Source organism: Bradyrhizobium sp., assembly GCF_049519115.1.
In the GTDB taxonomy this organism is placed as follows: Bacteria; Pseudomonadota; Alphaproteobacteria; order Rhizobiales; family Xanthobacteraceae; genus Bradyrhizobium.
In genome coordinates this window covers 65,528-78,831 of the sequence record NZ_JBEKRB010000004.1, presented here as the reverse complement: position 1 = coordinate 78,831, position 13,304 = coordinate 65,528, and the positions used below count along the sequence as shown (strand labels likewise).

Annotated in this window: 13 protein-coding genes; 1 reads left to right on the top strand and 12 read right to left on the bottom strand. The window is 60.4% G+C overall.

The features are described 5' to 3' along the window. Positions 1-21 precede the first annotated feature (21 nt). The 5 genes from ABSE61_RS05460 to ABSE61_RS05440 are packed head-to-tail and all read right to left on the bottom strand — an operon-like array spanning position 22 to position 6,592. Positions 22-1,482 carry a form I ribulose bisphosphate carboxylase large subunit gene (locus tag ABSE61_RS05460; protein WP_423870060.1) on the bottom strand — a complete coding sequence of 487 codons (1,461 nt, stop codon included), beginning with the start codon at positions 1,480-1,482 and terminating at the stop codon, positions 22-24. Between the two features lie 34 nt (positions 1,483-1,516). Next, positions 1,517-2,602, bottom strand: a complete 1,086-nt coding sequence (fba, locus tag ABSE61_RS05455; protein WP_423870059.1) for a class II fructose-bisphosphate aldolase — start codon at positions 2,600-2,602, stop codon at positions 1,517-1,519. 28 nt (positions 2,603-2,630) lie between these two features. Continuing rightward, positions 2,631-4,667: a transketolase gene (tkt, locus tag ABSE61_RS05450; protein ID WP_423870058.1), complete on the bottom strand. Its 2,037-nt coding sequence runs from the start codon at positions 4,665-4,667 to the stop codon at positions 2,631-2,633. Continuing rightward, positions 4,664-5,539, bottom strand: a complete 876-nt coding sequence (locus tag ABSE61_RS05445) for a phosphoribulokinase (protein ID WP_423870057.1) — start codon at positions 5,537-5,539, stop codon at positions 4,664-4,666. The genes tkt and ABSE61_RS05445 overlap by 4 nt, the downstream gene beginning before the upstream one ends. A gap of 15 nt (positions 5,540-5,554) precedes the next feature. Continuing rightward, positions 5,555-6,592 carry a class 1 fructose-bisphosphatase gene (locus ABSE61_RS05440; protein WP_423870056.1) on the bottom strand — a complete coding sequence of 346 codons (1,038 nt, stop codon included), beginning with the start codon at positions 6,590-6,592 and terminating at the stop codon, positions 5,555-5,557. A 147-nt stretch (positions 6,593-6,739) separates the two neighbouring features. Here ABSE61_RS05440 and ABSE61_RS05435 point away from each other — a divergent pair, with 147 nt between their 5' ends. Continuing rightward, positions 6,740-7,711, top strand: coding sequence for a LysR substrate-binding domain-containing protein (locus ABSE61_RS05435; RefSeq protein ID WP_423870055.1), 972 nt, complete (start codon positions 6,740-6,742; stop codon positions 7,709-7,711). 60 nt (positions 7,712-7,771) lie between these two features. Here the strand turns inward: ABSE61_RS05435 and hemA are convergent, their stop codons facing one another. Genes hemA through puhA form a run of 7 tightly spaced genes read right to left on the bottom strand, consistent with a single transcriptional unit; the run spans position 7,772 to position 13,300 of the window. Further along, positions 7,772-8,983, bottom strand: a complete 1,212-nt coding sequence (gene hemA / locus ABSE61_RS05430; protein ID WP_423870054.1) for a 5-aminolevulinate synthase — start codon at positions 8,981-8,983, stop codon at positions 7,772-7,774. After that, positions 8,980-9,990: a putative photosynthetic complex assembly protein PuhE gene (gene puhE, locus ABSE61_RS05425; RefSeq protein WP_423870053.1), complete on the bottom strand. Its 1,011-nt coding sequence runs from the start codon at positions 9,988-9,990 to the stop codon at positions 8,980-8,982. The genes hemA and puhE overlap by 4 nt, the downstream gene beginning before the upstream one ends. A gap of 12 nt (positions 9,991-10,002) precedes the next feature. Further along, positions 10,003-11,106: a magnesium-protoporphyrin IX monomethyl ester (oxidative) cyclase gene (gene acsF, locus ABSE61_RS05420; RefSeq protein WP_423870052.1), complete on the bottom strand. Its 1,104-nt coding sequence runs from the start codon at positions 11,104-11,106 to the stop codon at positions 10,003-10,005. After that, positions 11,103-11,390 carry a hypothetical protein gene (locus ABSE61_RS05415; protein WP_423870051.1) on the bottom strand — a complete coding sequence of 96 codons (288 nt, stop codon included), beginning with the start codon at positions 11,388-11,390 and terminating at the stop codon, positions 11,103-11,105. The genes acsF and ABSE61_RS05415 overlap by 4 nt, the downstream gene beginning before the upstream one ends. Then, the gene (gene puhC / locus ABSE61_RS05410; protein ID WP_423870050.1) at positions 11,387-11,845 is read right to left on the bottom strand and encodes a photosynthetic complex assembly protein PuhC; all 459 of its coding nucleotides are present in this window, start codon (positions 11,843-11,845) and stop codon (positions 11,387-11,389) included. Before puhC ends, ABSE61_RS05415 begins: the two co-directional genes overlap by 4 nt. A 13-nt stretch (positions 11,846-11,858) precedes the next feature. Continuing rightward, a complete protein-coding gene (puhB, locus tag ABSE61_RS05405) occupies positions 11,859-12,536 on the bottom strand; it encodes a photosynthetic complex putative assembly protein PuhB (RefSeq protein ID WP_423870049.1) in 678 nt (225 codons plus the stop codon). After that, on the bottom strand, positions 12,533-13,300 hold the full coding sequence (puhA, locus tag ABSE61_RS05400) for a photosynthetic reaction center subunit H (RefSeq protein WP_423870048.1): 768 nt from the start codon (positions 13,298-13,300) through the stop codon (positions 12,533-12,535). Before puhA ends, puhB begins: the two co-directional genes overlap by 4 nt. Between the last annotated feature and the right edge of the window lie 4 nt (positions 13,301-13,304).

The following is a 13,304-nucleotide window of genomic DNA, read 5'->3' as shown; positions in this document are numbered from 1 at the left end:
GTGGTTCTCCTCTTGCTTCCGTTACATCGCAGGCGTTGCGGTCGGCACGAAATCAGGCGAATCGGTCGACTCGTAGTTGAAGGTGATGTCTTTCCAAATTTCCAACGCGTCCCGCAGCGGCGTGCAAGTCTGCGCCGCCTTGGCAAGGATTTCCGGTCCCTCGTGCAGATAGTCGCGTCCCTCGTTGCGGGCGAGAATCATCGCCTCCAGGGCGACGCGGTTAGCGGTCGCGCCAGCCTGGATTCCCTTGGGATGCCCGATGGTGCCGCCGCCGAACTGCAGAACGACATCTTCCCCCAAATGATCCAGCAATTGGTGCATCTGGCCGGCATGAATACCGCCCGACGCCACCGGCATCAGCTTGTTAAGGCTGGCCCAGTGCTGATTGAAAAACACGCCATGTTCCAACGTCATCGGATTGAAGTCCTCGCGACAGATGTCGTAGTAGCCACGGGTGGTCGCCGGATCGCCTTCCAGCTTGCCAACCACGGTGCCAGCATGAATGTGGTCGACGCCGGCGAGGCGCATCCACTTGGCGATGACGCGGAAGGAAACGCCATGCAGGCGCTGCCGGGTGTAGGTCGAGTGCCCGGCACGATGCAGATGCAGGATCATGTCGTTGCGGCGAGCCCACTTCGCCATCGACTGGATCGCGGTGTAGCCGATCACCAGATCGATCATGATGATAACCGAGCCGAGCTGTTTGGCGAAATCGGCGCGCTCGTACATGTCTTCCATGGTCGCCGCGGTCACGTTGAGATATGTACCCTTGACTTCCCCGGTCGCCGCTTGCGCTCGGTTTACGCCTTCCATGCAGTACAGAAATCGATCACGCCAGTGCATGAAGGGCTGCGAGTTGATGTTCTCGTCATCCTTGCAGAAGTCGAGACCACCTTTCAGCGCCTCGTAGACCACGCGTCCGTAGTTGCGGCCCGAGAGGCCAAGCTTCGGTTTCACCGTTGCGCCGAGCAGCGGACGTCCGAATTTGTCAAGACGCTCGCGCTCGACCACGATGCCTGTCGCCGGGCCCTGGAATGTCTTCACATAGGCGATCGGCAGCCGCATGTCTTCGAGGCGCAGCGCCTTGAGCGGCTTGAAACCGAACACGTTGCCGATGATCGAAGCCGTCAGGTTGGCTATCGAGCCGGGCTCGAACAGGTCGAGATCGTAGGCGATGTAGGCGAAGTACTGTCCCGGCGAATTTGGCAGGGGATCGACACGATAGCATTTGGCGCGATACTTCTCCGCGGCGGTCAGCCGATCGGTCCACACCACGGTCCAGGTCGCGGTCGACGATTCCCCGGCCACTGCCGCCGACGCCTCGATTGGATCGACACCGTCTTGTGGCGTCACCCGAAACAGCGCGATGATGTCGGTGTCCTTGGGCTCATAGTCCGGCTCCCAATACCCCATCTTCTTGTATTCCATTACGCCGGATTTGTAGCGATCCTTGCCGCGAACCGTCAACGAGTGCTCGTTCATGATGTTCTCCTTTGGGGGATGTGCGGGTGATCGGCTACTCTGCGGCGTCGGCTATCGATCCGATCCGCGGATCGAGGCTGCCTGAGCGATAACGTTTGGCCATTTCAGCCAACGGCATCACCTTTATCTTGCTCGCGTGCCCGGCCGTGCCGAATTGTTCGAAGCGTTCACGGCACAAGTGGCGCATCGCATCCATTGCCGGTTTGAGGAATTTTCGCGGATCGAATTCGCTTTTGCTCTGGGTAGCGACTTTCCGGAATGCCGCGGTCATCGCCAGGCGGCAATCGGTATCGATGTTGACCTTGCGTACGCCATGCCGGATACCGCGAACGATTTCTTCAACCGGCACCCCCCAGGTCTGCGGCATCTCCCCGCCGAATTGATTGAACATGTCTTGCAGCGGCTGTGGCACCGAGGACGAGCCGTGCATCACCAGATGCGTGTTCGGTAATCGTCTGTGAATTTCCTCGACCACTTTCATGGCCAGGATGTCTCCGTCCGGCTTGCGCGAGAATTTGTAGGCGCCGTGCGACGTACCCATCGCAATCGCCAGCGCATCGACCTTGGTGGCGCGAACGAAATCAACCGCCTGGTCTGGGTCGGTCAACAGTTGATCGTGACTGACTTTACCTTCGACGCCGTGACCATCCTCTTGTTCACCGCCGCCGTGCTCGAGCGAGCCGAGTACGCCCAGTTCTCCTTCGACTGAGGCGCCGATCCAGTGCGCCATCTCAACGACGCGCCCGGTGATATCGACATTGTAGTCATAGCCGGCTGCGGTCTTTGCGTCCGCTTTCAACGATCCGTCCATCATGACCGACGTGAAGCCGTGCTGGAGCGCGGTGGCGCACGTCGACTCCTCATTGCCATGGTCTTGATGCATGCAAAGCGGAATCTGCGGATACATCTGCTCCAACGCGTCAATCATTTTTGACAGCATGGTGTCGTGGGCATAAGAGCGCGCACCGCGCGAGGCTTGGATGATGACAGGCGCATCGACGGCAGCGGCGGCCTCCATGATCGCCAACCCCTGCTCCATATTGTTTATATTGAAAGCCGGCACGCCATAGCCGTGCTCGGCGGCGTGATCCAGTAATTGCCTCAGCGTAATTCTTGCCATCGCAATTCCTCTCTGGTCCGCGGAAAATTCATGAATGGGTGACCGCCATGCGCCTGCGCGCCAGGCGCCGCACGGCTGTTGCCGCAACCGCCTCTGCGGTGATGCCGAACTCGCGGTACAATACTTCGGCAGGAGCCGACGCACCGAAGCCGGTCATGCCGACGAATTCGCCGGCATCACCGAGCCAACGTGCCCACTCGCCCTCGACGGCCGCCTCGACACCGACCCTCGGAGAATTACCGAGAACTTCTGCCTGATAGTCACGCGATTGCTGGCGGAAAAGTTCGAAGCAAGGTGCCGAAACAACCGCGGCGCGGACATTGCTTTCCGCCAGCCTCTTCGCCGCCTCTAGCGCGATCGCGACCTCCGATCCCGTTGCAATCAACGTGACGTCACGACCGCCATCCGGCTCGACCACGACGTAAGCACCACGAGCAACACGATTGGGTTCGCCTGCGACCGTTCGGAACGCCGGCAGAGATTGCCGCGAAAGGCACAGCACCGACGGACTGGATAACGCCTGCAACGCACAGTCCCAGGCTTCAGCGGTCTCGACGGCATCGCCGGGACGAAACACCAGCAAATTGGGGATCGCGCGCAGCGCCGCGAGATGTTCGACGGGTTGATGGGTGGGACCGTCCTCGCCCAGCCCGATCGAATCGTGTGTCATGACATGGATGACGCGGATACCCATCAGGGCGGCGAGCCTGATCGCAGGCCGGCTGTAATCGGCAAACGTCAGAAAGGTTCCCCCATAGGGGATAAAACCGCCGTGCAACGCGATGCCGTTCATGGCGGCCGCCATCGCGTGCTCGCGGATGCCGTAATGAATGTAATTCTCTTTGAGATGGTCGTGCCGCACCGGCTTCTGCGTTTTGGCGCGGGTGAGATTGGAATGGGTCAGATCGGCGGAGCCGCCAAGCAAGTTTGGCAGCACCTCTGCGATCACATCGATCACCAGCTGCGATGCCTGCCGCGTGGCGATTGTCGGCCGCTCCGTGGCAAAACGATCCCGGAGCCGCGTCATCGCCATCGTATAGGCGCCAGGCAGCTTTCGATTGAGCGCATCATGAAATGGCGAGCGTGCGCCCGAACAAAGGCGCTTGTTTCGCTCGATCCAGGCCCGGCGCGCATCCTGCCCGCGCGCACCAATCTCACGCCAAGATTCAAGTACAGCTTCGGGAATCTCAAACGGCTGATACGGCCAGCCCAACCCGTCACGGGTCTTGGTCACTTCATCGGCGCCGAGCGGCGCGCCGTGTACCTTTTCGCTGCCCTGACGGTTTGGCGCCCCAAAGCCGATCACGGTGCGGCAAGCGACCAACGACGGCCGATCGTTTTGCCGAGCTCGCTCTATCGCCGCCGCAACAGCTTTGGGATCATGCCCGTCGATGCGGCTCGCCGACCATCCCGACGCCGAAAAACGCGCTATTTGGTCGTCGGAACACGACAGCGATGTCGGTCCATCGATCGAAATCTGGTTGTCATCGAACAGCACGATCAGTCGATTGAGTTTCAAGTGCCCGGCCAGCGAAATCGCTTCCTGGCTGAGGCCCTCCATCAGGCAGCCGTCGCCGGCGACTACATACGTATAGTGATCGACGAGATGATCGCCGAAACGCGCGTTCATCAGCCGTTCCGCCAGCGCCATGCCGACCGCCGTGGCAATGCCCTGGCCGAGCGGACCGGTCGTCGTCTCCACCCCGGGCGTATGACCGTATTCGGGATGACCGGGTGTCTTCGAGCCCCACTGCCGGAAAGCCCTCAGTTCGTCCGCCGTGACACCTTCATATCCTGTCAGATATAGCAGCGCGTAAAGCAGCATCGAGCCGTGACCGGCCGACAGCACGAAGCGGTCACGATCCGGCCAGGACGGATCCGCGGCATCGAATTTCAGGAAGCGCGAAAACAACACCGTCGCGACGTCAGCCATACCCATCGGCATGCCTGGATGGCCTGACTTAGCTTTCTCAACGGCATCGATCGCCAGGAAGCGGATCGCATTCGCCATATCGGCATGCGCCACCTCAGGACGATGGGCGAGAGACAAGGATCTGGCGGTCATACCGTGCGCCTCTTGCGTTCGATCAGTTGCAGGATCAGCGGGGTGAGAATGAGTTGCATCGCGAGGTCGAGCTTGGAGCCGTGGATCACGATCGAATTGGCGCGCGACATGAAGCTGTTCGGGATCATCGAGAGCAGATAGGGGAAGTCGATGCCGCGGGGATTTTTGAGCCTGATCACGACCATCGATTCGTCCGGGGTCGGGATCCACCGCGCGATGAACGGGTTCGACGTATCGACCGTCGGCACGCGCTGAAAGTTGATGTCGGTTTCGGCGAATTGCGGACAGATGTAATTCACGTAATCCGGCATCCGACGCAGGATAGTGTCGGTTACCGCCTCCGCGGTGTAACCGCGATCGTTGCGATCGCGATGCAACTTCTGGATCCACTCAAGATTAATGACGGGCACGACGCCAATCTTGAGGTCGGCATATTGCGCAACGTTCACCTTGTCGGTCACGACGGCGCCGTGCAGGCCCTCATAGAACAAAAGATCGGACTTCTCCGGCAGCGGTCCCCATTCGGTAAATGTACCAGGCGCCGCCCCGTACATTTTCTCCTCTGCATCGTCGTGAACATAGTGGCGCGTGGTGCCTGTGCCGGATTCCGCATAGTCGCGAAACAGCTTCTCAAGTTCTTCGAACAGATTCGTCTCCGGGCTGAAGTGACTGAAGTGCTTGTTGCCCTTCTCGCCTTCCTCAACCATTTTCGCGCGCATCTCGGCGCGGTTGTAGCGATGAAAAGCATCGCCTTCGACATAGGCTGCGGTAACCCGTTCGCGGCGAAAGATATTCTCGAATGTCTTCTTCACCGACGTCGTTCCGGCGCCCGATGAGCCCGTGATTGAAATAATCGGATAGCTGCGCGACATCGGCTCTTCCGGGCTCTAGCGAAACAAGCCGCGCCGCGCGAACAGCGGGGCGTCACTATTATCGAACATCGGCTCAGTGCCTTCGTGGATGGCGGCGACGTCGCCGACCCCCCGCATTGAACCCATGATCAGTGGTACGCGCTGGTGCGGAGTCCTCGCGGCGAGTTCCAAAATACGCCGGCGCCCGGTAGTCGCAGCACCTCCCGCCCATTCCATGATCAGAGCCATCGGATGGGCCTCGTAAATCAGGCGTAGCCGTCCTTCGCGATAACCGGGGCGGGCGTCCGCTGGATATAGGAACACGCCGCCGCGAATCAGAATGCGAAGCGTCTCTGCCACCAGCGAGCCGATCCAGCGCATGTTGAAATCTGCTTCACCGTTGCCGGCGGTGCCGGCGAGGCAATCGTCGATATAGGCCCGTACCGGCCCATGCCAGTGCCGACGATTGGATGCATTGATGGCGAATTCCGGCGTGTTCGGCGCGATCTTGACGCCTCGCGCGGTCAACAAAAACTCCCGGTTACGCCGATCGAGAATGAAAGTATCGACGCTGTTATTGAGCGCGAGCACCAGCGTCGTCTGAGGCCCGTAGACCACGAAACCAGCGGCACATTGGGCGGTCCCGGGTTCGAAGAACGTGGAGAGAACGTCACTTCCGCAAGGTCGGATCGAGAAGATCGTTCCGACCGAAATATTGTTTTCGAGATTGGCGGAGCCGTCGAGTGGATCGATCGCAACGCACAGCGGCGCGCCGCTATTGATGACTTCCGGGAGTTCAGATTCTTCCGAGAAGATCGCGGCGACCGGCGCGGCACGCAGCGCGCGGCGCATCATGCCATCAGCGGCAAGATCGATATCCTTTTGCTGGTCGCCGGCCGAATTCACGGCACCAAGCCGGCCGGTAATGCCGGCCATCGGCCCGTCGGCGATAAGGTCGCCCAGTTCGATCGATGCGGCTGCGATCGCCTCAATCACCTCGGCAATCGCAAACACGTTAGGCGAGCGCGCCGAAACCTGATCGAGATGCGAACGCAGCGTCACGCGCTCGTCCATGGCCGTTCCCCTCTCGCCGCCCTCTTCGGGGCTATTCAAACGTCTTGCCGCTCGGCAATCCGACCCTCACAACACTCCAGTTTGCAAAATTAAGGAAATTTTCTTATCTTTGGTTTGACCAAAGTATTTCTTATAGTGGAGGTCGCGATGGCAAGCCGCTTCATGCGGGAATTGACCCTGCGCCAGTTGCGCGCGCTGGCCGCGGCTGCAAAGCATGGCTCGGTCACCGCTGCCGCGAAACAGCTTCATCTGACGCAACCCGCCGTCACGCTGCAGATCCAGAACTTGCAGACGCTTGCCGGTATTCCCCTGATTCAACGCACCAGTGACGGCATGCTCCTGACCGACGCCGGGCGCAGCGTGCTCGCCCTTTCCGAGCGGATAGAAGCCGCGATCCGCGATTGCGAAACCTCCATCGAGATGATGACGGGAAAAACCGCCGGACGCATTTCGATCGGTGCTGTCAGCACTGCGAAATATTTCGTGCCGTTCATGATCTCCGGGTTTTCGAAATTGCATCCGGACGTCGATGTAACGCTGTCGATCGGAAACCGGCAGGAGATCGGCCTGGCGCTGCGCGGCTACGATCTCGACATCGCGATCATGGGCCGGCCGCCGGCGGATATCGACATGGACTTGCACCTGATCGGCGATCATCCGCATGTCATCATCGCGCCAACCGGCCATCGTCTGGCGCGAAAGGCCGGGATCGCGCTGGCTGACCTCGCCGAGGAAACTTTCCTGACCCGCGAGCCTGGCTCCGGCACCCGCGGCCTGATGGAGCAATTGTTCGAAACCGCCCGCGTCAGGCCCACCATCGGCATGGCCATGAGCAGCAATGAGACCATCAAGCAGGCTGTGATCGCCGGCCTCGGTATTGCGTTCATCTCGGCGCATACGGTGGCGACCGAACTCGATGAGCGGCGGTTGGTGACGCTGGATGTCGATGGTCTCCCCGTTGTCAGGCAATGGTTTGTCCTCGCCCGCAAGGACAAGGTGCTGCTGCCCCCTGCTCGCGCGATGTTGGAGTTCCTCAGCGCCCGCGGCGCGCAGTTCCTGCCGCGCACGCACGGCAGGCTTCGGTTGACCCGATCACCGGTACGAGCCCGGAAAAGGTGAAGCAGAAATCAAGATGGCGTGTTCAGGCGGCATCAAACCGCCTTGATCAAGCCGCCTTGACTAAGCCGCCTTGGCCAGTCCGACCTCGGCCCATATCTCTGCAAGCGCCTGAACGAGATGCTCGATATCCGCGTCGGTGTGATGCGGCGACGGCGTGATCCGTAACCGCTCCGTGCCACGGGGCACGGTCGGGTAGTTGATCGGCTGGACGTAGATACCGTATCGATCAATCAGCACGTCGCTGATCTGCTTACAAAGCACGGGGTCGCAGACCATCACCGGCACGATGTGGCTGGGGTTGTCGAGATGCGCGACGCCGGTCTCGTCGAGCCGACGCCGCAACCGGGCCACGCGATCCTGATGCTGCTCGCGTTCCACGGCACTCGACCTCAAATGGCGGATGCTGGTCAGCGCGCCGGCGGCCACCGCGGGCGGCAGCGACGTCGTGAAGATGAAACCGGACGCAAAGCTGCGGATGAAATCGCAAATCGTGGCGGAGGCCGCGACGTAGCCGCCGATCACGCCGAACGCCTTGGCAAGCGTCCCCTCGATCACAGTAAGCCGGTGGCTAACTCCCTCCCGGTCGGCGATGCCGCCGCCATTCGGGCCATAGAGGCCGACACCATGAACTTCATCAAGATAGGTCATGGCGTTGTAGGCGTCAGCCACGTCGCAGAGTTCAGCGATCGGAGCGATATCGCCATCCATCGAATACACCGATTCGAACGCCACGAGCTTCGGCGCATGCGGATCGAGGTCCGACAGCTTGCGTTCAAGATCGCGTGGATCGTTATGTGCGAAGATCCGCGTTTCGCTGCGGCTATGCCGGATGCCCTCGATCATCGAGGCGTGGTTGAGTTCATCGGACAGGATGGTGCAGCCCGGCATCCGCGAGGCCAGCGTGCTCAGCGACGCCATATTGGAGACGTAGCCCGATGTGAATAAAAGCGCGGCTTCCTTGCCATGCAAGGCTGCCAGTTCCTGTTCCAGCAACACGTGATAATGATTGGTGCCGGCGATGTTGCGGGTGCCGCCGGCGCCTGCGCCGCAGCTATCGAGCGCCTCATGCATCGCAGCGAGCACGGCAGGGTGCTGGCCCATGCCGAGATAGTCGTTGGAACACCATACAGTCACCTCGCCAGCGCCATCCGGTTGATGATGTCTGGCGCGGGGAAACGCGCCCGCTTTGCGTTCCAGATCGGCAAAGACACGATAGCGCCCTTCGCGATGAAGACCATCAAGCTGCCGGCGAAAATAGGCTTCGTAATTCATGATGTCCTCCCGTTAATCGTTGCAGCCGGCGCCTCGCCGATACCAAGCCCCGTTGTCAGATCTTCCCGCGCATGTTGCTCGCGAAAGCTCTGGCGAAACTGATCTTCGAGCCGCTGGCGCGCACAGGTCGCGTGTGCCGGTCTCGAAGGCGTTAAATCGGGACGCACACTTGCAAGCACGACAAGATTGGGTGGCGCATTAGTGGCAGTGGCATCTGGTTCTTGTTTCATGGTGGCGTCCTCCGGCGGGAAACCCGAGTGCATGCCCCAACCCCACAGCGTAATCGCCGGCAGCGGCAGCAGCATGAACCAATGCTCGACAACGCCGAGCGCAAACAGCGTCGAAACCAGCGTCAGACCGACCACGTCGAATGGGGTTGCGGCGACTTCAACGATGCGCTGGATCAGGATCACGAGAACGGCAGTCGCCAAGGTGACCGACATCGGAAAGAACGCGCCGACCGGCTTGCGGACGAAGAACGTCTTCAGGAATTGCACGGGTTGTGGCATCAACTCGTCATTGGTGACGGGCACGCCGAGAAACAAATTGATTTTGGCGCTTTGCCGCAGCCCCCACAGCGCGGCAAACGTCCACAACGCAACCTGGTTCACGTTGCCCCAGGTCAACGTGACGATAGCAGCACCGCATGCCAGTAAGGTCAGTTCGTGATAAAGAATCGCGCCGATCGCCGGGCCGAGGCGTGTCCATCCCGTGACGCCGGCCGGACACGGCTTTGCCCGTGGGCCCGTCACCCAGCCTGAGAGAAATACGATCTCTTGAGCGCCCCATAGCAGGATCGTGCTGGTAAAGGCGATATAGGCGCTACCAATACTAGTTTCTGCTGCGCTGAACGTCAGACCGCATAGCGAGGCTGCCACCATGAATACGGCGATCGTGACCCTCAACGGGACAAAACGTCTGGCACATCCGACCAGGAGCAGCACGGCCCCGGTGCTAAACCACCATATGAAGGCTGCATAGACCGGAGGGACCGTATACGAGGCCATGACGTGCGCTCCTCACCACGCCGGTTGCAGGCAGATATCGCGCGGCAATGCGTTCGGCCGTGTCGGCAATAGAAACAGGCGCGCAAACGTAAGCGCCGCATGAGCGGCTAAACCCATGCGCTTTAATCTCGAGAAGACACCGCCCCTCGCACGGGCATCGGCGATCCCCTCGGAAATGCGCCGAAGTCGCTCAAGACCCGCAAGGAAACGCGGGTCGTCCAGATTCAGCGTCACCGGAAATACCTGTTTCGATATCTCCGAGGTGATGCGGAACACCTGCATGTCGTAGTCGGTCGGGTCCATCCCCAGCGCTTCATGGAACGCCAGCCGCATGTGATCGCGCACATACATGGTGGCAAACACCGCGAGCAGGAAGAAGCGGATCCAGAGCTTGTTCGCTCCGCGCAGCAGCGACGGGTCGGCGCGCATCAGAAGTGCAAAAGCTTCGCCATGGCGGAACTCGTCGTTGCACCACAACTCGAACCAACGAAAGATCGGATGAAACTGGCGTTCGGGATACCGCTCCATCTGACGAAAGATCGTGATGTAGCGTGCATAGCCGATCTTCTCGGACAGGTAGGTCGCATAGAAGATGAATTTCGGCCGGAAGTAGGTGTACTTCTTCACCTTGGTAAGGAACGATAGATCGACACCAATCCCATGGTCTTTCAGGATCTCGTTGATGAAGCCGGCATGCCGCGCCTCATCGCGGCTCATGTAACTAAAGAGTTCCTGAATATCCTTGTTCTTGATCCGCTTCTTGATCTCGGCATAGAGCACGCAGCCGGAAAATTCGGCAGTCAGCGAGCTCACAAGGAAATCCTTGAACTCCTTGCGGAGCTCGTGCGGCAGGCTCTCCAGATCATTCTTGAATTCGTCGGTCTTGACGAAATGCGACTTGTTGTGATCCGCGCGAAGCTCCCGGATCACGGCATTCCATTCCGCGCGCACCAGGCTGACATCAAGCCGATCCATCGCCTCAAAATCAGTTGTATAGAAACGCGGACTGAGGATCGTGTCCTCGCGCGCGAGTTCCGTACTGTCGGCGTTTCCTTTGATACCTGCGCGCATAATTGGCCGCAGACTACCCTGGGTGCCACCTTCCATCGGGATCATGATGCCCTCCCATCCGAGAAACTGACTTCGTACAGCTCTGTCAATTCGAGATAACCTTCCAGCCGCGCACGCAACCGGCCGAGCGGACCGGCGCGGACCACAGTCGCGGTCCGCCGCACCACCAGACGTTCGCCGAATGCGATATGCGTCGGAGCGTCATGAACCCGCACTTCGTCACCCGGCCGAATCTGGATGTCACCGTCGAGCACGACATGGGCGTGCAGCGTTTCTGAGGTTTGCTCGATCTCCACCGTGCAGGGCACATCGAACGATTGGCGCGTCATGTGGCACCGCCCCGTAAATTCATCAGCCGGGCAAAGGCCTCAGTGTTGGTAGACCCAAACGCGCCAAGATCGATCTGCTTACCGGTCGAGGTGTCGGTCAACGTGATCTGGCCACCGGCATAGCGGGTCAGCTTGAACGGCGGCTGCGAGCCGATGTCGCCAAGCCTTCGTTCGCGCGCAAGGCCTCGCAACACCACGCGAATGAAACCATTGCTACCAGGCGCAAGCGTGTCGACCAGTCGATGGTCACTGGCGTCGTACACCAGTACGGTACCGTTGTCGCCGTCGGCAAATTGAAGATCGCGGCTTTGCACAGCCGACGGAAGCGTCATGTGCACCTCGCCGATCCCGGTCAACCGAACCGTGGTGACCGCCGCGAGCGAGAACAGCACCAATGCCGCTGCCGCGAGGACTCCACCTTTGGGAACGACAGGCTCTTGGACGGCTCGGCTCATGGCGTTCCTCCGATCAGGCCGCGACTGTCGATGGGGTGTTTGCGGTCGCGTCCGAAACGAGGCTGCGACCGGCCGATTGCGACAGCGCAACCGCCGCGGGGCCGGGTTGCCCGGTTAAAGCTTCGGAAAGTCGAGCGGCTGCAATCGCGGCATCCGGCAATGCGCGCAACATGGGTTCTGGTGTACGCAGCCGCCACGGACGGATGTGCGGCCAAAGCAAAACGTATGACACTCGCTTGGAGTCGCAGACTCTCAACGGAATATCGCCCGAACCGTCGCGATAGGTTTTCAATGCGGCGTTAGCAATCTTGCTCAGCGGGATGTTCATGGTCATCGGCAGCGCCACGCCGAACTGAAACAAAACCCGCTTGGTGGTAATCGTGTAGCACGCCGCCCGCCTGAACAGCCACGCGAGACCGGCCAATACCGCGATCGCGCTCACGGCCGGAATGATCAGCCACACAACGGAATTGAGTGCTTCACCGAGTGAGCCACCATGAGACCAGGTCGACCACAGCTTCCACATCATCAAAAGCCCGAAGTAGAGCGCAACCTCGCGGATGTGGAATGAGCGCAGCGCCAACCCCTTGAACGAAGGTTTGCCTTGCCAGATCACGCGCTCGCCGGCAGGCAATGGCGCCGGCAGTTCCTTGAACTTCAAATTCCTGAACTGTTGATAATCCTGTTTCACAGCAGCGGCTCCTGGCGTGCCGGCGTGGCGTAGAGCGTGCCGGCGCCGTAGTAACCGACGATGCGATCTTCCTCGAGCTTGGTCACCTGGTCGGGACTCCTGGTGGCCGGGACATCGGCGAATTGGCTGCCGAGAATGGCGTTGACCCAGACCCGGCCGCGACGGCCGTCGATCTTCGCGAACGGCAGTGGCAGAAGCACGCGCTTCGCACCAGCTGATGTCGTGACTTCGACTTCGAGATAGCGGATTAGGGCCTCGGCGCGATCAACCCACACTTCGGTGACGACGCCGCCCGGTTCGCTGTCCGCACCCATAACCTTCATGCCGCGCGGATCCGGATCGCGGGCTTCGAGGTAGGTGCCCTCCGCCAGCCGCAGCGGAACGATACAGGGGACGTTATCGATATTGAGTTCGGGAACATCTTCCCGATCCGCATACGATCCGGGCCCGACACCGTCGAGCATCGGATTGCCGGTCGGACCCATCGGCGCGCCGGGCCACGGCGCGACAGGAGCCACGGGTGCATCGCGGCGGTCGTTCTTGTGGTTCGGCAGCGTCGCCGTGTGTCCGTCACGCAGCAGATAGGTCTTCGGATCGGGCATTCGCGGAAAACCGTGCACGACCCCGCCACCCAACGCCGTGGAGTCGAGCGGATAGCCTTCCCGCTTGTCCTCGCGGCGAAGGTAATAGATCAGGCATCCGAAGAAGATCCAGAATACGTAAAGGGTGACCTGAGCTACGTCCAAATATGCGCCGTCTTGCATGAGA

What these genes read in the sequence shown, in the direction of transcription:
- acsF (WP_423870052.1), bottom strand. Translation starts at nt 11,106, where the DNA reads ATGATCCCGATGGAAGGTGGCACCCAGGGTAGTCTGCGGCCAATTATG.
- fba (WP_423870059.1), bottom strand. Translation starts at nt 2,602, where the DNA reads ATGGCAAGAATTACGCTGAGGCAATTACTGGATCACGCCGCCGAGCAC.
- ABSE61_RS05435 (WP_423870055.1), top strand. Translation starts at nt 6,740, where the DNA reads ATGGCAAGCCGCTTCATGCGGGAATTGACCCTGCGCCAGTTGCGCGCG.
- ABSE61_RS05415 (WP_423870051.1), bottom strand. Translation starts at nt 11,390, where the DNA reads ATGACGCGCCAATCGTTCGATGTGCCCTGCACGGTGGAGATCGAGCAA.
- hemA (WP_423870054.1), bottom strand. Translation starts at nt 8,983, where the DNA reads ATGAATTACGAAGCCTATTTTCGCCGGCAGCTTGATGGTCTTCATCGC.
- ABSE61_RS05460 (WP_423870060.1), bottom strand. Translation starts at nt 1,482, where the DNA reads ATGAACGAGCACTCGTTGACGGTTCGCGGCAAGGATCGCTACAAATCC.
- ABSE61_RS05440 (WP_423870056.1), bottom strand. Translation starts at nt 6,592, where the DNA reads ATGGACGAGCGCGTGACGCTGCGTTCGCATCTCGATCAGGTTTCGGCG.
- ABSE61_RS05445 (WP_423870057.1), bottom strand. Translation starts at nt 5,539, where the DNA reads ATGTCGCGCAGCTATCCGATTATTTCAATCACGGGCTCATCGGGCGCC.
- puhA (WP_423870048.1), bottom strand. Translation starts at nt 13,300, where the DNA reads ATGCAAGACGGCGCATATTTGGACGTAGCTCAGGTCACCCTTTACGTA.
- tkt (WP_423870058.1), bottom strand. Translation starts at nt 4,667, where the DNA reads ATGACCGCCAGATCCTTGTCTCTCGCCCATCGTCCTGAGGTGGCGCAT.
- puhC (WP_423870050.1), bottom strand. Translation starts at nt 11,845, where the DNA reads ATGAGCCGAGCCGTCCAAGAGCCTGTCGTTCCCAAAGGTGGAGTCCTC.
- puhE (WP_423870053.1), bottom strand. Translation starts at nt 9,990, where the DNA reads ATGGCCTCGTATACGGTCCCTCCGGTCTATGCAGCCTTCATATGGTGG.